This window comes from Coleofasciculus sp. LEGE 07092 (genome assembly GCF_015207375.1).
GTDB lineage: Bacteria > Cyanobacteriota > Cyanobacteriia > Cyanobacteriales > Coleofasciculaceae > LEGE-07092.
Genome location: NZ_JADEWY010000078.1, coordinates 13,214 through 33,044, shown reverse-complemented (window position 1 = coordinate 33,044; position 19,831 = coordinate 13,214). Strand labels below are relative to the sequence as shown.

Sequence of the window (19,831 nt, the reverse complement as noted above, 5' to 3'; positions counted from 1 at the left end):
CCGCCACAGCCGCCACCGCCGCCACAGCCGCCACCGCAGCCACCGCCACCACCGCAGCCACCACCACCACTATCGCCACCAGAAGAACTTGGTGGAGGAGTTAGAACCTGCCGTAAATCATTTAAAGAACTGCCTGCTAAAACTCCAGTACCAAACAGGGCAAATGCCAGTACTAGTTGAGGATCTGTCGATGTACTGCTAGTGGAGGTTTGTTTAAGGTGTGCATGACGATTTTGGATATCTGCCAGGACGCGATCGCCATACCGACTGCGGAAAACTGGTATATAGAGAAATCCCAAACCAACGATCGCAGTGAAGAGACATAACATAAACAGGAAACCGACTGGCTTGCCCCGTGAAATACCAACGCCAATCTTGCTGATACCTAAAAGCAACACGGCAAAAACTGCCATTGCAGGTAATTGTTGTGCGACTTTGGCTTGATTTTTGCTAACCAGGAGGTGGAGGTGTTGCAGGCGATCGCAAATTTGGCGATCGCAAATTTGGTTTATCGTTGTGCTAACGGAAGCTTTGACTCGTTCAATCCGTCCATCAGTTTTGATCACCTTTGCGATCGCTCGTTCGAGAGGATGACTGTCCGCAGGCAGGGGCTTTTCTAGAATTAAGCTTCGTGTTGTAGGCTGCGGCTTTAGATGTCCGCGTTGCACTAAGCTAGCGATCGCAGTCTCTATCACTTTGTTTTTCCCACCAACCAAGTAGGCTGTCTCATAGGTATCCAGGGAAACAGTACTACTAGAGAAATTTGCAGCAGGTTGTCGCAGATACCAGCGTAGACAGTACGCCACGAGAAAGACAGCACTTGCCACCAACAGGTAAAACCTCAGAAATTCTGAACCTGTGAAATTAAGGGGATTCCTAATGCCTGTCGAGAGCAACGGTTCGCAACCCGTGATAGTCACAACCAGCACGAACAGCAAGATGGCAGAAACTCGTTGGTCTAGATGGAGCTTCGGTAAGGTTCTAAGGTGGGGCTTGGGTAGCAGCCAAGTCTGCTGTGCGTTCACGCGCACAAAATCAACATTGCCAGCGAACCGGATATGAGCGGGAGTCCAGATATCGGCGGGTGGGGCGTGTCCGAAAAAAGATTCGTAACTTGCTAACGTCTTGCTGTACCAATCATAAAATTTGTGATGCTCGCTTTTGCCCCCACGACTCGGACTGTGGTGAAATGGCATCTGCAAGATGTTTGGGCAAAACTCACCCCAATAGGAGTGGGTGTAGAGCAAGTGCAGGTGCCAAACTTGATCGACTTGATCCGATGGTGCAACCGGATGCCCAGCCGCAGCCGCTAGAAAAACAAACTTCTTGTATTCGTCGGTGACGCGCTGGGTGTACCTGGCACTCCAGCGGTTCTCTCGCGCTAATCGCTGGGTGAAGGGCTGGTTGGTATCGGGTTCGTCTAAGGAAAATGCTTGAATACGTCGGTAAAGTTCCGCTTGCTGAACATTCATAATCGTTTTACCCAACCGTTGGGATAAATGCTTCTCTATTTATTTCTCAGGTCAACTCCGAGAATTTATAAAAAGTTCTGCCTGGGTATCAGATCAGTAGCTCACAAACTCTGATTAGGCTGGGAGTAGGGAAGGTAGGTGAGGAAGGTGAGGAAGGTGGGGGGTATTTTAATCAACCCCATACCCCTTAGGTTTCTAAGAAAATAGATTAAGTTTTATAAATATAAACGTTTTGTAGTAATTGTTACAGAAATTATCTGATATAGTTATTTTGTAAGGGAAAATTCATTCAGTCAAACGTCACTAAAGCAATCGGAGAATACTAAGTATGTCTACTCAAGAACAAGCTCGTGCGTTGATGATGCGCCACCACCACTGCATCAAAAATCGCCAACAATCCATGCTCGGTCGTACTGCTGCTGAAGCGGGCATAGAACTTGACAACGTTGACTACTGGAATCACATTCAAGGCAAGCCCCCTTCCAGCTTCCGTGACAGCTATGACCGCAGCCGCGCTTCCCTAAGCTAAGTGGAGTTGCCTTCACAGGCAACTTATCCTGTTCATTGTTTACTATTGATGAGCATAAGACCTACTGAAAGCTACTCACGATTAGACATATCTAACTGAGTAGCTTTGGTGCTTATTCCTTCTATCTATAAAAAACCCCTGAACCTCTACAGCCAGGGGTTAAAATTATCAGGGTGCATCTACCATTGCTTTATTCTTGGAGATACACCACCTATCCGGAAAAGAAGGCGGGGGAGACGGGGAAGTATTGAGCGGGTCAGTTATTTATGCCAGCCTGTACTAGTACATTTCGTCAAAAGTTTTTGACCACCTCAAGAGAGACAAGGAGGACAAGGGGGATTTTAGCTGGTCACTTATTTCCGCCCCGCAGTTGATAGATGAAAATCCCCGCCTATCCGTAGTGGCAGGCGGTTAGCTCGATACGGCTGACTTTTAGACTTCTTCTTCTTCTTCCTCTTGAGCCGGATAGATGAAGGTAGAACGTCCGCTCAAAACTGCTTTGCCGAGAGAAAGTGCTTTTTGAGCTTCTAGTGCTGCTTTGCCTCTCCAGGTGGCTCGGCGCTTGTCTCGTTTTGACTTCGATGTTTTCTTCTTGGGAACAGCCATGATCCTCAGTCCTGAAATTTTGACAACCTTTCTATTTTATGTCATTGATAGGCTTCTGCCCTCCCCGAACCTCCAAAAATAAAAGTTATTCCTTATATTCCCTCCTTAGTAATGGATAGGTACTGATGCTGAAAGGGCATTACGATGCCTGACTTTTTGCCATATTTTTCCTTAAGCCACTACATTATAAATACTGCGTCCTACACCTGAGTAAGATTCATAGACGTGCTGATAGACTTCTTCGCACTTGCGCTGGTATACCTCAGTTGAATAATTTTCGGGAAGTTGGTCTAAAATTTCCTCAATTGCCACTTTAACTGCTACCTTCGATTGCTGCCTCCTGTGCCAATCCAGCACCAGTTTTTCCTGTTTGAGGGTGTCTAACAATTCCCTTGCTACCTTCTTAAGGTCTAGCTTTTCTGTTTCGGTTAAGGTAATATCTGGTTTGGTTAGTAGGTCGAAAATCGCTAGTTCTTCTTCTTCTAGATTCTCAGCTATCGCCCGTTTATCCTCAACTTGTAATTCCTGGGCAAACTCCACTAACTCAGCAAAGAAGGTTTCCACGTTGCGACAACCAGCATTATACTGATCAATCATTTGTTGGAACTTGTCGAGGTAATTCATCCGGCTTTTATTGAGGCGTACCATCTGGGTGAGTTGGTCGTTAATTGCCCCTCTGAGGGTTTCGGCGGCGGTGCGTTTATACCCTTGGTTAAATCGGGCTTGGAGGGTGTCAAAGTCGATTTGGCTTAAATCAATCAGTTCGGTAGAGTCGGGAATGACATAATTTAAGGTGCCGATGGAATTGATACCCCGTTCAGTGCAGAATTTTTGAGTATTTGCGATCGCATTTCTCAATTCATCCACTAGGGCTGCTTTCGATTGTACCGGAGTATCCCCTGCTTCTACACCACCACCGGATGCTGAACCGTAAATCGCTAAGGCTTTTTGCAAGTCGCGGAACACACCGATATAGTCTACAATCAGCCCGTTTACTTTTTCCCCAAACACCCGATTTGCCCTAGCAATGGTTTGCATTAGCATCATTTCTGTAAGCACGTTATAATTTGTTACGGATACTAAAGAAATTTTGCTATGAGCCATCCTGTACTTCATGCCTTTTTCGTCGGCAGAGCAGTAGCTCAAGTCCTGAACGAGCGCTTAGAAGACTCCTTAACGAATGCCCTGAGCGAACTTGGTAAATTCGATGCAGAACAGCGGGAGCATCTGCGGCAGTTTACTGAACAAGTCATGGAAAGGGCGCAACGGGAATCTGAAGCGTCCATGGATTGGAGTTCTACTACGGTGTCAGCCGATTCCCAAGGCGTTGATATGCAAGCGACTATCGATGAACTCCGATCTGAAATAGCGCGACTGCGAACTGAATTACAACTTTACCGCAATCAATCTACTCCCTGATTGTTTTTTAAGTTTTGTGTAGTGTTGCTGAGTGAAATTCTCCCAAATTTGCAATGCTCCCTAAACAGAAAATGAGTTGTTGAGTTTTTATTAAGACTTTTTTGAAACGATTGTTTAGGAAGCCGAGTGTCTGCTGTTTCTAATGACTATGTTAACCTCCAGCAATATAAGGAACGAGAGGTGTCTAGCCAACGTTCCCTAGTCAAGGTACATAATGACAAAGCGTATCGTTGGAATCGGGAAAGCTACTCCCGTCATCGACGATTTGTTGACATTTGGGCGTTCGTCTTAACCCTGTTGTCTGGCTTGTGGCTCGACAGTAAACCTTGGAGTTATCCAGGCGGCATGACAGATGCTAAACGGGCTGCTAGACGAAAAGTGCAGGCAATCTGGATTCGGGATAAGTTTTTAGATTTAGGACCAACGTTTATCAAAGTCGGACAACTATTTTCTACCCGTGCAGATTTATTTCCCAGCGAATATGTAGAGGAACTTTCCAAGCTTCAAGATCGAGTTCCGGCATTCAGCTATGAGCAAGTTGAAGTAATTATCAAACAAGACTTAGGAAAGTCAGTAGCAGAACTTTTCCGTAGTTTCGAGCCGATCCCATTGGCTGCTGCTAGCTTGGGGCAAGTTCATAAAGCCCAGTTGCATAGCGATGAAGACGTGGTGGTTAAGGTACAGCGACCCGGTTTGCGGAAACTTTTCACCATCGATCTACAAATTCTCAAAGGAATTGCCCGTTACTTCCAAAATCATCCTGACTGGGGTCGCGGTCGGGACTGGATAGGCATTTATGAGGAGTGCTGCCGCATTCTGTGGGAAGAGATTGAATATCTCAGCGAAGGTCGCAATGCTGATACGTTCCGCCGCAATTTCCGTGAGTATGATTGGGTGAAAGTTCCCCGAGTCTACTGGCGTTACACGTCCCAGAGGGTCTTAACTCTGGAATATATGCCAGGGATTAAAATCAGCCATTACGAAGCCCTAGAAGCGGCAGGTTTGGATCGGAAGTTGCTGGCTCAACTTGGAGCAAAAGCTTACCTGCAACAGTTGCTGAACGATGGTTTCTTTCATGCCGACCCCCATCCGGGTAATATCGCGGTCAGTCCTGAAGGTTCTTTAATCTTCTATGACTTCGGCATGATGGGACGCATTAAAACGAATGTTCGCGAACAATTGATGGAGACGCTCTTTGGTATTGCCCAAAAAAATGCTGACCGAGTGGTTACGTCACTGGTTGCCTTAGGTGCGCTTTCACCCGTTGATGATATGGGACCCGTCCGGCGCTCGATTCAGTATATGCTAGAGCATTTTATGGATAAGCCCTTCGAGGAACAGTCGGTCAGTGCAATTAGCGAAGATCTCTATGAAATTGCCTACGACCAACCGTTTCGCTTTCCGGCAACCTTCACTTTTGTGATGCGAGCATTTTCGACCTTAGAGGGTGTGGGAAAAGGCTTAGACCCAGAGTTTAATTTTATGGAAGTGGCAAAACCTTTTGCACTACAGATTATGACCAACGGTAAAAGTCCTGACGGCAACAGTTTCTTAAACGAACTCGGACGCCAAGCTGCACAAGTAAGTAGTACGGCACTTGGTTTGCCTCGGCGAATTGAAGATACCATTGAGAAATTAGAACGGGGGGACCTACGCCTGCGCGTGCGGTCTATCGAATCTGATCGCATCCTGCGACGCATGAGTAGTATTCAGTTGGGAACCAACTATGCTTTACTAGTCAGTGCGTTTACATTGTCGGCTACTATCTTGTTTGTCAATGGTAAGGTAGGGCTAGCTGTGGTCGTTGCCGTAATGGCAGCAATTATGGCATTTGTCCTAATCCGTTTACTCAGACGACTTGACCGATTTGATCGGATGTTCTAGCTCCTGTAAAGTTCTTAATGCCAACAAACAATCTATGAAATGTTCCTTCACGGGTCTCACCGATCCGGGATTAGTTCGTACCGTTAACCAGGATTACTACTATATCGACCCGGACGGACGTTTTTTTATTGTCGCCGATGGCATGGGAGGTCATGCAGGCGGACAGGAAGCCAGTCAGATTGCTACAGCAACGATTCAGGCTCATTTGGAGCGGGATTGGCAGTCGTCAATCGTCTCTGAACAGTTATTAAAGCAAGCTCTTCACGAAGCTAATCAAGCAATCTTACAAGACCAAAAAAGCCATCCAGAGCGAGCGGACATGGGTACTACGGCTGTCGTGGTGATGTTCCGTCAAGGGTTCTACTGGTTCGCTCACATCGGAGATTCTCGTCTCTATCGACTGCGCCATTTAAAACTAGAGCAGATTACTGACGATCATACTTGGGTAGCGCGAGCTATGAAAGCAGGAGATCTGACTCCAGAGCAAGCACGCAGCCATCCCTGGCGTCACGTATTATCACAATGTCTAGGTCGTAAGGACTTACAGCAAATTGATGTCCAACCCATGGACTTACAGTCTGGTGATCGCTTATTGCTGTGTAGCGATGGTCTTACTGAAGAACTGTCTGATACCGCGATCGCTTCTCACCTCCAACCCAATTTTGTCGGAGAAGAAGCGGCTGCCAGCTTAATCGCAGCAGCTAAAGACAAGGGAGGAAGAGACAACATCACTGTTGTGATCGTCGAAATTGATGAAATTGATGATGAGGAGCTAAAAAACAGTTAAGTTCTCGGGCTGCTGGCACCATTTAATTTTGACGGTAATCCCCTGAGCATTCTCTTGTTGGAGATCTTTAATGTAACCCCTTTGGGAAGACGTAGCTTCTTCAACACTATCAAAAGGTCCGAAGTAATAAAGAACCTCAGGTTGGGTAGTTGAGATTTCAACCCACCAAGCCAACGTTGAGGAGGTTTGGCTGTCAGTGGTCAAGGCTTGTATGCTGATGATTTTGCCCCCCATGTGAGTAATTCGTCGCATAACGTGACCCATACGACTGTAAGGTACTTTGATAAATACGCTGCTACTGCGGCGGATTGGATAGCCCAATCTGCTGGTTTCTCCATTTTGACGCAGACCTACGACCTCATAGAGAAACCAGCGATTAGCTGAAACTATGTTATCTACTGAACCAGCAGTATTGGAGATGTCCATGGTTCCTCGATCCTTTCTCCAGCCAACGTTACACAAGATTTTACCTGCAACTGTCAGTAGAGCGAAAAATTTTCGGTTGAGATTGCTGGGGGGCTGGGGAGACTTCGGCGTGAGCGCTCAGTCGAACGCTGAGGAGCTGAGTAACAGCTCAAAAATCTCTCCCGTTTCCCCCATTTATTTAAGGATGAGGAGCCGTTGATGCCTTTTCCAGAAATGAATCCTGATTGACTACAGCTTTATGTGCCAGAGTCGCCGGTTCAACGGCTTCGAGTTCGCCATGTTTGAGAGTCCAGCAGCAATCAGCAATTGGCAGTAATTCACCCGCATCGTGAGTCACCACTAAAAGCGTCCAATGGGTTTTGAGTTTTGCTAGCAGAGTGACTAACTGGCGTCGCATCGACCAGTCTAATCCTGCTGTTGGTTCGTCCAACATCAGCACGCTGGGTTGCCGAATGAGTTGAACAGCTAGAGCGAGGCGTCGCTGTTGCCCTCCACTCAATGCATGGGGTGGGGTGTGCAGGGAGAGATTAGCCAGTCCTACTTCTGCCAACGCTTCGTGAACTCTGTGGGAACCTAACTCCGGATGTCCCATCCGTAATTCGTCCAAAACGGTACTGCCGCAAAAATGCCGCTCTGGAAACTGAAATACTAACCCTCCTAGCTGTTGCAGGTGATCGGGGGTGAGTTCTTGGTCTCGCCAAAAGATACCACCAGTAGTTGCTTGAGCCAGTCCTGACAAAATTTCTAAGAAGGTGGTTTTACCAGAACCACTCGGTCCAATTACCAGCCCTAGTTGTTGTGGCGCTAATTCTAAGTTAAGACTTTTTAAGATAGCGATCGGTGTAGCCGGAGGATGGTAAGTCAGTTTTTTGAGATATAGCATCAATATCGGTACTAGAAAAGAGCGGTTCGCTAGTTAGGGCGCGATCGAGCCAAGCGAGATTTCAGTCAGGCTCATCGCTACAATTGGTGATGTCCGGGTTGATTCGCTTGCTTATCAGACAATGTTAACCCCGACCGCATAGCTGCATAAGTTCGGCGATTGATCCGTGCCTCTCAATTGTGACACTAAATTTCAATGAACGTTAAGCGATCGGAACCTCAAATCTACTGCAACGTCAAACGTTAATCAGAATCATTTTTGATGAGGATGACGATGAAAACTTGGTTTCCCGTACCGCAGCGCACTGTTAAAGCCCTTGCCAGTGCAGTAATGGTGGTATTTAGTTTGTGGGTGACACCCACCCTGGCTGGAGATCCGTTTCGCACCAGCAATACCCGCAATATTAGCGACAGTACAGAAGATGCATTTGAATCTATATTCAAGGAGGGAGACTACAAAACAGCTAAAAACTACCTTCGCCAAGCAGAATCTACTGACTCCGATGACCCTCTAGTACACGCCATGTTAGCATCTTTGGCGTACACGGAGCGAGATTGGGATACTCTCAAAAACTACGCCACCAAGACCCGGCAAACTGGAGAGCAACTCGTTTCCTCTGATCCCTTACGCGGAAAACTTTACACGGCAGTAGGTCATTTTTTAGAAGGAACGTATAACTTTGAAAAAGAAGGTCCTGTCCGAACTCTAAGCAAATTGCAAAAAGTATTCCAATATTTGGACGAGGCAAAAGAAATTGACTCCCAAGATCCCGAATTGAACCTGCTAACGGGCTACATGGATTTGATGTTAGCCGTCAATTTGCCATTTGCTGATCCCGCTAAAGCTATTGAAAAGTTAGAAACCTACGGATATCCAAAATACTTGGCATATCGGGGGATTGCCGTTGGCTATCGGGATTTGAAAAAGTACTCTCAGGCAATGGATTATGTCAATCGCACTTTGGAATTAACCCCTGATAATCCAGAGATTTTATATCTGAAAGCGCAAATTTTGGTTCATCAAGACAAACCTAAGGAAGCTCTAGAATTTTTTGATAAAGCTCTTAAAAAACAGGCACAATTGCCTGCTTATTCTGCCGCTCAAATTGTATACGAGCAGTGCAAAGCGCAAGAAGAGGTTGATAAGGTCGAGCGGGATTGTCGTGGGGAACGTAATCGTGTCAGAGAGGGCAATAATTGAACGTGAGTACAGCAGCCCTCGGCTTTCCTTCAGAGACTTCAGTCATTGCCATTCACCTTAGCCCAGTATGACGGTATAATTGTCCCCGTTATAAACTAGTCTTCTCCCCAACCATGATTCGATTAAAAATTGTTAACAATTTCGAGGGCAGTTTTGTCCTGGACTCAGAAGCGCGGGACAATTTATTTAGTTTGTTGAAAAGCGAATCATTCCGGCATCAAATTTCCGGACAACTGCAATGCCAAAACATTGAATTTACTGAATTACTGTTTCAGCCAGTTCCTTACAGTACGAATACTCCGAAAGGAATGCCTCCAGAATTTGAGCAGTACCATAACTCTGACGAGTATACCATTATCAATGTCCCCCCCAACTTCATGTTTAAAGCCAAAATATTTAATCCCAGCCGCCTCTGTGCTATTTATCGAAAAATCACCTGACGATTCGGAACTGATTGATAATGGTCTCTGAAACCCAAATTCCCACTCTATCTGATCTAGACTACATCCCTTATCTAGATGAGACGGGAAACTTACCCGAACAGTTGCAAGGGAAAATTGGCGTCTATGCAATTTTTGACTCGGATAAAACATTGCAACTGGTTAACTATTCTCGCGACATTTATCTGAGCCTCAAACAACATCTAGTTCGCCAACCTCAATCGTGCTATTGGTTAAAAGCAGAAACGATCGCTCGTCCCAATCGTACCCACTTGGAAACGATTCGTAAGGCTTGGATTGATGAAAATGGCACAACTCCTGCTGGTAATGATGCGGATGAAACCGTCTGGAATAATCCCATTGATGCTAAAGAAACGATGACTGATACAGAGCGCTTGACCTATCAGAAGAGTGATGGATTAGCACAAATTAAGCTATTAAAACAAGTTGCCCGTCGAGTCGAATCTCAAATTCTAGAGTTATTACAAGCGCGTGGCGTGCAAACTGAAATTCGCTTTAATCCGAAACTCAAGGAACAGGGTTTGCTGGACTTGAAATAACTGATATCTTGCAGCACTGGCAATTACTCGTTGTTGTAAATCAGACTAAAATTTATGCTAGAGCTGGGTGTTTTATAGCACCCTTTTTTGTTTTTAGCCAAAGCCTCCCTGAATCGCTCATGACGCCAACGCTGCTGAACAATCGCTATCGGGTACTCCGGACGCTAGGGACGGGTGGATTCGGGAATACTTTTCTAGCCGAAGATACTCATATGCCGTCGGGACGCAACTGCGTGATCAAGCAGCTCAAGTCGATGACGCACAATCCCCAAACTTACAAGCTGATGCAAGAGCGGTTTCAACGGGAAGCCGCCGTTTTAGAAGAATTGGGAGAGAGTCACAATCAGATTCCCTGCTTGTATGCCTACTTCTGGGAAGCGGGACGATTTTACTTAATTCAGGAATGGATTGAAGGAGATACCCTGACTCAAAAGGTGGAACGGGAGGGACGGTTGAGTGAGAGTGAGGTGAAGGCAATTCTTCTGAGTCTGTTGCCAATACTCGATTACGTTCACAGCCGCCGTATGATTCATCGCGATATAAAACCCGATAACATTATTCTCCGGCAACGAGATGGACTGCCCGTACTGATTGATTTTGGCGCGGTAAAAGAAGCGATTCAAACCGTGGTGAACTCCCAAACTAGCGCAGCTCAATCGATGGTAATCGGAACGCCTGGGTTTATGGCTGCCGAGCAAGCCGCAGGACGTTCGATTTACGCTAGTGACTTGTATAGTTTGGGACTCGTAGCCGTATTTTTACTGACTGGGAGATTGCCTCAAGGGTTAGAAACTGACAGTCGCACCGGTGAGATTTTGTGGCGTCGGGATGCGTCGCAATGTCACTCTCACTTAGCCGCCGTGCTGGATCGGGCGATTCGCTTCCATCCCCGCGATCGCTTTACTAGTGCCAGAGAAATGCTCGAAGTTTTGCGATCAAATACCTCTACTTCAACCCTGACTACTGTCCCCATTTCCTCAGAGCGTCTGCCACCGGTAAACAATCCTGTCGTGCCACCCACCGTTCCTATGGGTTGGAGATACGGTAGAGAAGAAAACAGACACCAGTCCGTAATAGTTGGGGGTTTAATGGCAGGAGGGTTGCTCATTGCGGGTGTGGCAGTTGGCTTGGGTATCAATCGCTCTTTAGACTCCTCCAATCCAGCACCCTCATTGACGGAACCTATTTCGGAACGTCCCTTGCTTGAACGACTCCCACCCGACTCGACGAGCGTACCTTCACCCTTATCCACTCCCATTCCCAAACCCGTTTTCCCGGAATCTCCGGCACCGCCCTTAAATCTAACCCCCGAACCCCTTTTCCCTAAATCACCTGAATTACCCTCAACGCCACCCCCCGAGCTGACTCTTCCCAAATCTCCGGCACCATTACCGACGCTAACGCCCTCACCTTCTCCTTCTCTTTCTCCTTCTCCCTTACCAAAACCTTCTCCCTCACCCGAAAACCCCAAATCGAATGCGTTATTGGCTAATAACATTCCTGGATTTGCCCCAGGAACTCCCCAAAAGGCAGTGGAATTGGCATTAGGCAAGCCTACCCAGCAGTCTAAAGGTCTTTGGCCCAATACCCGTGCGTTAGTATATGAGGACTATATCCCCAATCGCGTTAGCCTCGGATATTTGTTTGACCGCAATTCCGGACGTCTGCGCCAGACGGAGGCAGCCTTTAACCAGTCTGTTGAGTTGGAAACCCTGTTAGAGATGTTAGATCGGATGCTTAACGGTAATGTTTCCGGGGATATTCAGCAAGGATTGACTAGAGTTTATCAGCGGCAATCTAACCGCTATCGATTTAGCAGCAGTGGCTTGAAGGGCGTGATCGAACGCAATCAGAGCGATCGCATTTACATGGGTGTCTGGGAAGCTGATTTGCACTAACGGCACAGTTCTCTTTTTAGCCTGACGACTCTAAGTCGTGGCTACACAAACCAAGCCCGCCTGCGCGGGCTAGAGAATAAGAGGAGTATAATTACAAATTTGGATTGGGTATTACTTGCCCTTCATTTGTGTCTTGGCTTGCTCTAAGGCAATTTCTTTCAAGGCTTGATAAGAATTGGAATTAGAAGCCCCTTCGATCGCCTTGACTGCTAGATCTTGAACTTGTTTGAGGGCAGCATCCAGTTGTTGTGAAAGGTTGTGAATCCGGGCTTCTTGATTTTGAATTGTTTCTTCTAGAGATTGAATTCTCAGCTCATAGAAGTATTTTTGACCTTCAACTTCCTTGTTTTGCAAATCTGCCTTAACTTTAACTTGATTATTGGCGATCGCTTTCCCTTCTTCTTTCGCTTTATTAACAGCGGATTCCTTCTCTTTATCAACCCCTTCGACCTTCATTTTTAACGCTTCAAAGGTTTGTTCGCGTTCTGCGATCGCTTTTTCTCGATCAGCCCACTGTTTCTGCTGCACTTGGTAAGCTTCTTCCAGTTCTTTATACAAACTTTTTTGCTGCTGCTCATAAGTATCTCGGTCTAAATTGCGCCGCCGTTCTAGGTCATATTTATATTCTTCTGCATCCCGCTGCCGATTTTTACTATGTTCGTCGTTTCGTTCTTTAACAGCACGTTGGTGTTCGTCTTGCTCTTTTTGCCAAGCTTTCCTTAAATCTTGAATTTCTTGCTCTAAGGCTTCGCGCCGCTGGCTAATTTCATCCTCAAAGGCTTTTGAATTTTCTTCGTAGGATTGGATTAAATTATCCAGAGTATCGTCATCAATGTCGGCTAGATCATGCAAGTCTTCAAGCTGTTGAGTTTCATCTGCCACAGCATTGCGCAACTCTTGCAGTTTAGATGCTTCTGAACTCAGTTTCTCTGACAACTCGCTAACCGCACTTCCAAACCCCAATTTTAACTTGAAAAGATTCTCAATTGTATCACTCATTTTAGCTTGAGCAATATTTGTTCCCGTATGACGACCGTTATTTTCGCTAGCAGATTTTTCTCGGCTTTCTTTTTGCATCTGCTTGAGTTGTGTTTCCAATGCTTTTCGATCCTTGAACAATTCCTCGTAAGCTTCTAAAATTTGGGCTTTGGTATTTTTGCTATTGGGTTTGCTTGCCATAGAAAGAACCTCAAAGGATTTACGGGGTATAAGTCATGCTATAGAAATGATTAAGCTAAGATATGAACGAAACGTATTAATTCGTCCAATCCGTTCATCTGTACTAACTTTTATCCTTGTCTGTTGAGGAGCTGTCAAATGCTCTCATCGCCAGAGATTGGGACTGCTTAATCGTTTCTTGTAGTTGCCCATGAAGCTGTTCAATTTGCTCCATTTGTTTTTGAATTTTCTCTTCTAAAGATTGAACCTTAAATTCATGCCCCTGTTTGTTTGATTCCCATTCTTTTTCTAGTAGCTCAGATTTCACTTTTGCGTCTTGATAAACGTCTTTAATGGCTTCTTCTCTGGCTTTTTTAATGGCTTCTTCTAGCTCAGTGGGGAATTTATCTACTTTTTGCTGATACTCTTCAATTAGCGGTTGATGTTCTTGGAGAATAGTTTCGCGTTCCGACCACTGCTTTTCTTTTTTTTGATTGGCTTCACGCAATTCACGCTCTTGATTACGTTTTAGTTCTTCATACTCATCCTGTTCAAGTTGGCGCTGGCGCTCTAATTCATATTCATAGTCAGCTTCTTGATGCTGCCGTTCTTTAGTTAGGAATTCATTTTGCTCTCGAACGAGAGCTTCAAAGTCTACCTGCTCTCGTCCCCACAATTTTTGCTTGTCAGTTTTATCTTTTTCTAGATTTTCCCGTTGTTCGGTGTGAGTTTGCTCCAGGGTTTTGAGGTGTTCCTGGTGTTCTTGAGTGAGAATATGCAACGCATCAGCAACAACGCGAATTTTTTGAAACTCTTGTAAATTTTGGGTTTCAACATCAATCGCTACCTTAAGTTCGTCCAGCTTAGAGGATTGAGTTGTTAATTTTCCTGATAGCCCATTGACAATCGTACCAAATTCTAGTTGTAGTTCAGCCAGACCTTTAACAATACTGTCAACGGTATATGTTGATGCGACATCCAGAATTTGTTTATTTTTTTGTTTTTCTGCCTCTTCTTCTTTTGTAGCTACCTTTGAGTCAATTTTTTTGCGGTCGGATAGAAGTTGTTGAAAGGTTTTAAAAATCTGTTCTTTGCTTTCTTTTGTGGCGACCATAATTTACTGTCCTTATACGATAGTGAACTCAGCATGGAGCTACACAAACTAAGCTAACCACTGCAAATTGGTGTAGCTGTGATCTGTAAAGTTGAGGTATAGATGCAAGCTGCGAAAAGCCGTTTTTCATTTTAGTACATTTGTACTATAAAATAGTACCTAAATTAATGGGCTATCGTCAAGTCTAAAAAGCAAAAGCTATAAGAAGTAAACCCACATTAATGACTTAATACAGGCTAAATTGTCTATTTTTACCAAATTTAGGCAGTAATTCTTATAGCAAATTAAATTACAGTAAGGCGAAATACGGATAGGTTACAAGAGCAGGAGAGGGGCTGGGGGACAGGTCATGTGTTAGTTAAACCCACAATCCGGATTGAGAGAGAGCCGCCATCTGCGGTTAAAGCCTGAACCAGCAGCTTGCCACTGATGCTGCTTGAGCAACGCTTTCAGGGGGTGATAGTTAATACCTGCTGTGGAGGCTAGCTTAAACTGGGGGTCTGCTTTAAGCGGAATTTGAGAGACGGACGGCGGACGTTAAATTACACACGACTGCAATCCTAAAGACAATAGAAAAGCGATCGCACTCACACCTCTCCACCAATTATGCTGTCTCAAACCCCATCCCAACACAAAGACTCCTGTATGGTCGCTATGACAATAGCATATATAGCCTATTGTCGTGAATTGCTGAAACCTTAGCAAAGAAGAGAGAGATAAACACGAGTCAACAGAAATTGTTAAGGTGGAATAGAGATTGTAATTTTAATCGATGGCAGATTTAAGCGGCACCTGGCTTGGAACCTACTGGCAGGAAGGAGTCCCTACTCGGTTTGAGGCGACACTGCTGCAAAGTGGCAATACCCTGACTGGCAGAATTTTGGATGACAATTACTTAGGAGAAGCTTCACTGACAGGTGAAGTTGTCGGACGCCGCATCAGCTTTGTCAAGCGCTACCTAACGGGTTCGCATCACTCCATTAGCTACACCGGAACCGTTTCGGAGTCAGAAGATTTTATGCAGGGACAGTGGAGTATCAGTCGCGTTGGTTCTGGTTCCTGGGAAGCTCATCGGGGTGGGGAAAATCTCATGGTGGAACTGCAAACTCGTTTAGCTGACCGAGTTCCCGCTTCTGTTGGTGCAAGTGCGTTGAGTCAGTAGTTGTTGTCTCCGGCTTGTGGGGAGGTTGAGAAGAGCTTGCGGCGGCTGAAAAGTTTTTAGCACAAGGGTTTTGGGGGTAGAGGGTAGATTTTTTTTTGGGAAAAAATACCTGTAACTCGAAAAATTCCCAAATTGGGGTTGGGAAACGTCTACCGAAAGGTAGTGGACAAAGAAAACCGCTTATACTAAGTTCCTCCATGCTTGCTACAGATACTTTTCTTGCTCTCCCCTTGACAAGGCTGCGATGTATACAAGTCTGGAATCAACCTGTTTGGTTATCTCTTACCCCCCTAACCCCCCTTGGTAAGGGGGGAACTAGATTCAAAGTCCCCCTTAATAAGGGGGATTTAGGGGGTCGAGATTTGCCTGAGAAAGAACAGGATGTGTAGCATCCAAAAAGGAAATTAGTATTAGACCTACTTCGTGGGAGTGTCACTAAATACTCCTATCGTCATCGCTACTATCTTAAATTCTTCGCTCAGATACTGGACTTTGTAATGAGTACATACCGCAAAATACAGATCGCACTGGGGGCTATTCTCCTGTGGTCATCTACAGCAGTCAGCAGCTTTGCTTATACCAACACTACTACCCCTGGAACGTTTCAGTCAGACACAGTGAAACTTTCTGTTGAAAGTATTCCATCTAGGCAGTTAAATTTAACACCAGGTACTAATTTAATTGCTGGTCAGATTAGGGATATGCTTATTAGAATACCTGTAGTATATCAAGCGTTCTCAAAATTTGACGAGATCTGGAAGAATCCAGCAGATAGGCAGAAAAGATTATTTGATTACTGCAACACTCAAAAAGATTTGCAAGTTGACCAGTGTTTTAGTTTTCTAGAGCTTTGGACAACAGATCCTGAGGGGGCGACACGCGCCCCGTAGCCCAAGTGCTGTAAAGGTTGAACCCAATTATGGTAAAAAAAGATAGGTCAATTATTGTCAACAAGATATAGCGTTTTCAAATGAGACAAGAAAAATGGTCATACTTTTCTAAGTTAGGAAAAGTAAATAATTTGAACTTAACTATAACTCTGCCAGTATTGACTTTATTTCTTTCAGCCTTTCTTTCACGGCTTCTGGGTCTTGTCGCGGGTTCTTTTTTTGGGCTTTCTGCCAACTAATTCGCGCTTCTTTCAGGAGTTTATAGTAGCTTGTTGGCGATTGAAAAACTACATCATATTGCTCAACTAAATAGCACTCTAATTCCGATAGCGTAGCGTTAGCGAGTCCGCGAGCGTCTAAATCCCAGTACTCTTGTTCCTTTAACCAACCCATTACTTCTTCTTTTTGCTGTGCTGTTAGATAACTTTTTGCTCCTTTGTAAGAAAGTTTTAACCCTTCTATGCCGCTTTCAAAGAAACGTTTTTTCCATTGACTCACAAAGCTTTGTGATACGTTTAGCATTTTGCCTATCGCTCTATAAGCCCAACCTTGTAACGCTAATTTAACGGCTAACGCTCTTTTTAATTCTCTTGAGTCTCTATTGCTTTTAATCCACTCATCTAACTCTTTAATTTCTTTTTCTCTGTCTTGGCTTGTCATTGAGTTTTTCTTTCTACAAATAGAGGTTTAATCTTATCATTTCTTGGGATTATAGTGTTTACATCTCAAATGTAAACACTATAGAGAATTTTGTTCTGTAAAATTGGCTAACTGGCTCAGAGAGCAGGAAGTTCAATTTTGTTTAAGATTGAAAAAGTGGTGGCTATCAATTAGAAAATACAAATGTTGATGGCAATCGCTTAATCTCTCTAATTTTACTAATATCTTTTGCTTATACTATGTCCACCTTTCAAGGACAGAAACTTAAACGCATGGGTGTACAAAAATATATCGCTAGAGTTAAAGAACCATTACGCTCAACAAGAAGACATAGCAGTTTTTATGTTGGTTTATATAGTCACACTTGGGTCAGTTTCTGGGATGATTGTTGGGGTATTGTTCAGGATTTAATGAGACTTAATCGCAATAAGTTAGAGTATTATTTAAGAGGTATGAGGGCTATGGAGCTTATTCTATCAATGTTTTAGCTTTCATGTCGCCCCTTCAGATTCCGTCGAAGCTGTTGCCGTTTCGCTTTCTCGGATGTTTTGTTATAAAGTTGGGTCATCGTTGTAGTGGGATTTTATAGAGAGTTAATCGTTATCAGTATTTTCCCACGTTAACTCCCCCAACCCCCCTTGGTAAGGGGGGAGCAAGAGAGGGAAAGCGATCGCGTTTTTGGGGGTAATGGGCGATCGCGCTTGCATCGTGACAAGTTTTTATTCTTGATAATCACTCAGTAGTATCGGTTTATACTCAATTTCTCAATTTTGAATCACTCCAGCCATGCGTTTTAAGACTTGCAAGGCTTGAGTAAGCTCGTGGATTGAAACAAACGGTGCAAACACTCGCGAGAGCGCGTAGAGTCGCGATGAGCCTTGTACGAGTTTGACAAATAAAATTTCGTCTCCATTAGTCACTAAGCCGAAGCTCGGTCGCTCAGGTTGAGGGTTAGCCACTAGGTACGCTAGGGTTTGGGGTAGAGCAGTCCAGACTGACAAAGCGGTTTTCTTGGACTCTAGAACTATCACCCAGATTTGATTGACCAATACCAATACATCGATACGCCCTTGTAGTATCTCTTCCTCATCTGAGAGGATTAATTGTACTGATTCTTCAGCCCGGACTCGAAATGGGGGGTCGTAGAGACCTGCGATCGCTAACAGTGGAGAAACCAGTAATAAAGTAATCGTGCCTTCGAGTAACTGTCCTTCAGAACGCTGATACAGATAGCGTTGTCGCAACTCGCGCAAGGCGCTTTGTTCTGTGCTTGAAAGTTGGGGTAAAAAAGTTTGCCATTCTGAGAAAAAAGCCTCGTCTTCGTTACGAGCCAGATTCAATCGTTGTTCTGCCTCAGCGAGAGTAGTAATTGCTTCAGTAATCGCAATAGTCATGGGATAGTCAGGGGGCGAGCGGCATTAGGTTAGTGAGTTTTGCGACAAACTCCTCATGGGGCTGAGGCTCACAAGTTCCTAAGTAGTTAAGTCGCTTTGCTGCAACCAACACGATTACCCCTGGAAAGTTTCAGTACAATCTCCAGATGAGCAAGCTGCATTTACTCTAGTTTACGCGCATTTGAAGACGTTATTACCTTTAGGTGAAGAATCCGATCCAGCAGTAATCATCGCGCTTAAACTAGCACTCAGGACTCTTCGCAGTACTATCGATAATGTTCAAACCTTTCAGACAACTCAGCAGATTTGGCAGATTAATGCTGCTGGCGCTAATAGCAGGTGTAATCGCTTCTCTCCCCGCCATGACGCAACCAAGCGAGATAACCTTGCGTTCCCTGGCGCAACAGCACGAAATTAACATCGGTGCAGCCGTATCAATAGGCGCACTTCGCAAGGATTCAACCTATCGGGAAGTACTGGCACGGGAATTTAACACGGTTACGCCAGAGAATGTGATGAAGTTTGAGCCAATTCATCCAGAACGCGATCGCTACAATTTTACCGATGCTGATGAACTGGTTGCCTTTGCCAATGCCCATCAAATGCAATTACGGGGTCATACTCTAGTTTGGCACCAACAGCTACCCGACTGGTTAACGGCGGGAGAGTGGACGCAGGCAGAGTTAATGGATATCCTACAGCAACACATTTACACTCTAGTTGGTCGCTATCGGGGACAAATTGCTGCTTGGGATGTTGTGAATGAAGCCGTTGGCGGCAAAGACTCCCTCCGAAAAAATATTTGGTTAGAGAAAATTGGATCAGACTATATTGATTTAGCGTTTCGTTGGGCGCACGAAGCTGACCCCCAAGCTAAGTTATTTTATAACGATTATGGTGGGGAAGGGTTAGGGGAAAAATCGGATGCTATCTTTGCTTTTGTTAAAGAGTTACAACAGCGGCGTGTCCCCATTCATGGCGTCGGTTTTCAGATGCATAAAACGATTAAAAATCCACCACTACCCGAAGAAGTCGCTGAAAATATGAAGCGTTTGAATGAGTTGGGGTTAGAGGTGCAAATTACCGAAATGGATGTGCAAATTCACAATGGCACAGGAACCCGAGACGAGAGGTTAGTGGCACAGGCAAAGGTTTACCGAGATATGCTGGGTGTATGCCTAGAAGCTTCAAATTGTACGGCATTTGTAACGTGGGGATTTACGGATAAGTATACTTGGATTCCCGGCTTTGTCGGTCAACCCGACGAACCTCTAATCTTTGACGAATCCTACCGTCCTAAACCCGCTTACAATGCTTTAGTAGACGTATTAAAAAATTCATAATTCCTC

Annotated in this window: 19 protein-coding genes and 2 pseudogenes; 12 read left to right on the top strand and 9 right to left on the bottom strand. The window is 45.0% G+C overall.

Translation table 11 applies throughout. The features are described 5' to 3' along the window. On the bottom strand, positions 1-1,472 hold a 1,472-nt coding region (locus tag IQ257_RS18475), incomplete at its 3' end, for a TIGR04222 domain-containing membrane protein (protein WP_193933148.1). 328 nt (positions 1,473-1,800) lie between these two features. Between IQ257_RS18475 and IQ257_RS18470 the strand changes: the two genes are divergently transcribed. After that, entirely contained in the window at positions 1,801-2,001 is a 201-nt protein-coding gene (locus IQ257_RS18470; protein ID WP_193875215.1) for a hypothetical protein, read from the top strand. Between the two features lie 432 nt (positions 2,002-2,433). On the opposite strand, the gene rpmF is transcribed toward IQ257_RS18470, so the two are convergent. Beyond that, positions 2,434-2,607 (bottom strand): 50S ribosomal protein L32, encoded by a 174-nt coding sequence (gene rpmF / locus IQ257_RS18465; RefSeq protein WP_193875213.1) that lies wholly within the window; start codon positions 2,605-2,607, stop codon positions 2,434-2,436. A 171-nt stretch (positions 2,608-2,778) separates the two neighbouring features. Beyond that, positions 2,779-3,654, bottom strand: a complete 876-nt coding sequence (locus tag IQ257_RS18460; protein WP_228060814.1) for a type I restriction enzyme endonuclease domain-containing protein — start codon at positions 3,652-3,654, stop codon at positions 2,779-2,781. 48 nt (positions 3,655-3,702) lie between these two features. On the opposite strand from IQ257_RS18460, the gene IQ257_RS18455 reads away from it, so the two are divergent. From IQ257_RS18455 to IQ257_RS18445, 3 genes are all read left to right on the top strand, one after another. Beyond that, a complete protein-coding gene (locus IQ257_RS18455; RefSeq protein WP_193875211.1) occupies positions 3,703-4,026 on the top strand; it encodes a DUF6825 family protein in 324 nt (107 codons plus the stop codon). Positions 4,027-4,206: 180 nt separating this feature from the next. Beyond that, on the top strand, positions 4,207-5,910 hold the full coding sequence (locus IQ257_RS18450; protein ID WP_369076435.1) for an ABC1 kinase family protein: 1,704 nt from the start codon (positions 4,207-4,209) through the stop codon (positions 5,908-5,910). 34 nt (positions 5,911-5,944) lie between these two features. Next, complete coding sequence (locus IQ257_RS18445; protein ID WP_193875206.1) at positions 5,945-6,697, top strand: Stp1/IreP family PP2C-type Ser/Thr phosphatase; 753 nt, start codon at positions 5,945-5,947, stop codon at positions 6,695-6,697. Here the strand turns inward: IQ257_RS18445 and IQ257_RS18440 are convergent. Both IQ257_RS18440 and IQ257_RS18435 read right to left on the bottom strand, forming a co-directional pair. Next, a complete protein-coding gene (locus IQ257_RS18440; RefSeq protein ID WP_193875204.1) occupies positions 6,683-7,123 on the bottom strand; it encodes a DUF1816 domain-containing protein in 441 nt (146 codons plus the stop codon). The genes IQ257_RS18445 and IQ257_RS18440 overlap by 15 nt on opposite strands. 178 nt (positions 7,124-7,301) lie before the next feature. Further along, on the bottom strand, positions 7,302-8,006 hold the full coding sequence (locus IQ257_RS18435) for an ABC transporter ATP-binding protein (RefSeq protein ID WP_193875202.1): 705 nt from the start codon (positions 8,004-8,006) through the stop codon (positions 7,302-7,304). Positions 8,007-8,279: 273 nt separating this feature from the next. On the opposite strand from IQ257_RS18435, the gene IQ257_RS18430 reads away from it, so the two are divergent. The 4 genes from IQ257_RS18430 (at position 8,280) to IQ257_RS18415 (ending at position 12,104) form a co-directional block, all read left to right on the top strand. Continuing rightward, positions 8,280-9,206 (top strand): Sll0314/Alr1548 family TPR repeat-containing protein, encoded by a 927-nt coding sequence (locus tag IQ257_RS18430; RefSeq protein WP_193875200.1) that lies wholly within the window; start codon positions 8,280-8,282, stop codon positions 9,204-9,206. A gap of 113 nt (positions 9,207-9,319) precedes the next feature. Then, a complete protein-coding gene (locus IQ257_RS18425; RefSeq protein ID WP_193875198.1) occupies positions 9,320-9,646 on the top strand; it encodes a hypothetical protein in 327 nt (108 codons plus the stop codon). 20 nt (positions 9,647-9,666) lie between these two features. Beyond that, positions 9,667-10,206 carry a GIY-YIG nuclease family protein gene (locus IQ257_RS18420; RefSeq protein ID WP_193875196.1) on the top strand — a complete coding sequence of 180 codons (540 nt, stop codon included), beginning with the start codon at positions 9,667-9,669 and terminating at the stop codon, positions 10,204-10,206. Between the two features lie 119 nt (positions 10,207-10,325). Next, positions 10,326-12,104: a protein kinase domain-containing protein gene (locus IQ257_RS18415; protein ID WP_193875194.1), complete on the top strand. Its 1,779-nt coding sequence runs from the start codon at positions 10,326-10,328 to the stop codon at positions 12,102-12,104. Positions 12,105-12,215: 111 nt separating this feature from the next. Here IQ257_RS18415 and IQ257_RS18410 read toward each other — a convergent pair whose 3' ends face one another. Further along, on the bottom strand, positions 12,216-13,283 hold the full coding sequence (locus IQ257_RS18410; protein WP_193875192.1) for a hypothetical protein: 1,068 nt from the start codon (positions 13,281-13,283) through the stop codon (positions 12,216-12,218). A gap of 103 nt (positions 13,284-13,386) precedes the next feature. Beyond that, the gene (locus tag IQ257_RS18405; RefSeq protein ID WP_193875190.1) at positions 13,387-14,376 is read right to left on the bottom strand and encodes a hypothetical protein; all 990 of its coding nucleotides are present in this window, start codon (positions 14,374-14,376) and stop codon (positions 13,387-13,389) included. 772 nt (positions 14,377-15,148) lie between these two features. Here IQ257_RS18405 and IQ257_RS18400 point away from each other — a divergent pair. Both IQ257_RS18400 and IQ257_RS18395 read left to right on the top strand, forming a co-directional pair. Next, entirely contained in the window at positions 15,149-15,538 is a 390-nt protein-coding gene (locus tag IQ257_RS18400; protein ID WP_193875187.1) for a hypothetical protein, read from the top strand. Between the two features lie 617 nt (positions 15,539-16,155). Continuing rightward, positions 16,156-16,428, top strand: coding sequence for a hypothetical protein (locus tag IQ257_RS18395; RefSeq protein ID WP_193875185.1), 273 nt, complete (start codon positions 16,156-16,158; stop codon positions 16,426-16,428). Between the two features lie 147 nt (positions 16,429-16,575). Here IQ257_RS18395 and IQ257_RS18390 read toward each other — a convergent pair. After that, positions 16,576-17,088: pseudogene (locus tag IQ257_RS18390) on the bottom strand (helix-turn-helix domain-containing protein); the annotation flags it as partial. Between the two features lie 152 nt (positions 17,089-17,240). Between IQ257_RS18390 and IQ257_RS30175 the strand changes: the two are divergent. Continuing rightward, positions 17,241-17,576 (top strand): annotated as a pseudogene (locus IQ257_RS30175) (IS4 family transposase); the annotation flags it as partial. A 276-nt stretch (positions 17,577-17,852) separates the two neighbouring features. Here the strand turns inward: IQ257_RS30175 and IQ257_RS18385 are convergent. Beyond that, complete coding sequence (locus IQ257_RS18385; protein ID WP_193875179.1) at positions 17,853-18,482, bottom strand: type I restriction enzyme HsdR N-terminal domain-containing protein; 630 nt, start codon at positions 18,480-18,482, stop codon at positions 17,853-17,855. A gap of 275 nt (positions 18,483-18,757) precedes the next feature. On the opposite strand from IQ257_RS18385, the gene IQ257_RS18380 reads away from it, so the two are divergent. Continuing rightward, positions 18,758-19,825: an endo-1,4-beta-xylanase gene (locus IQ257_RS18380; protein WP_228060813.1), complete on the top strand. Its 1,068-nt coding sequence runs from the start codon at positions 18,758-18,760 to the stop codon at positions 19,823-19,825. Positions 19,826-19,831: the final 6 nt, after the last annotated feature.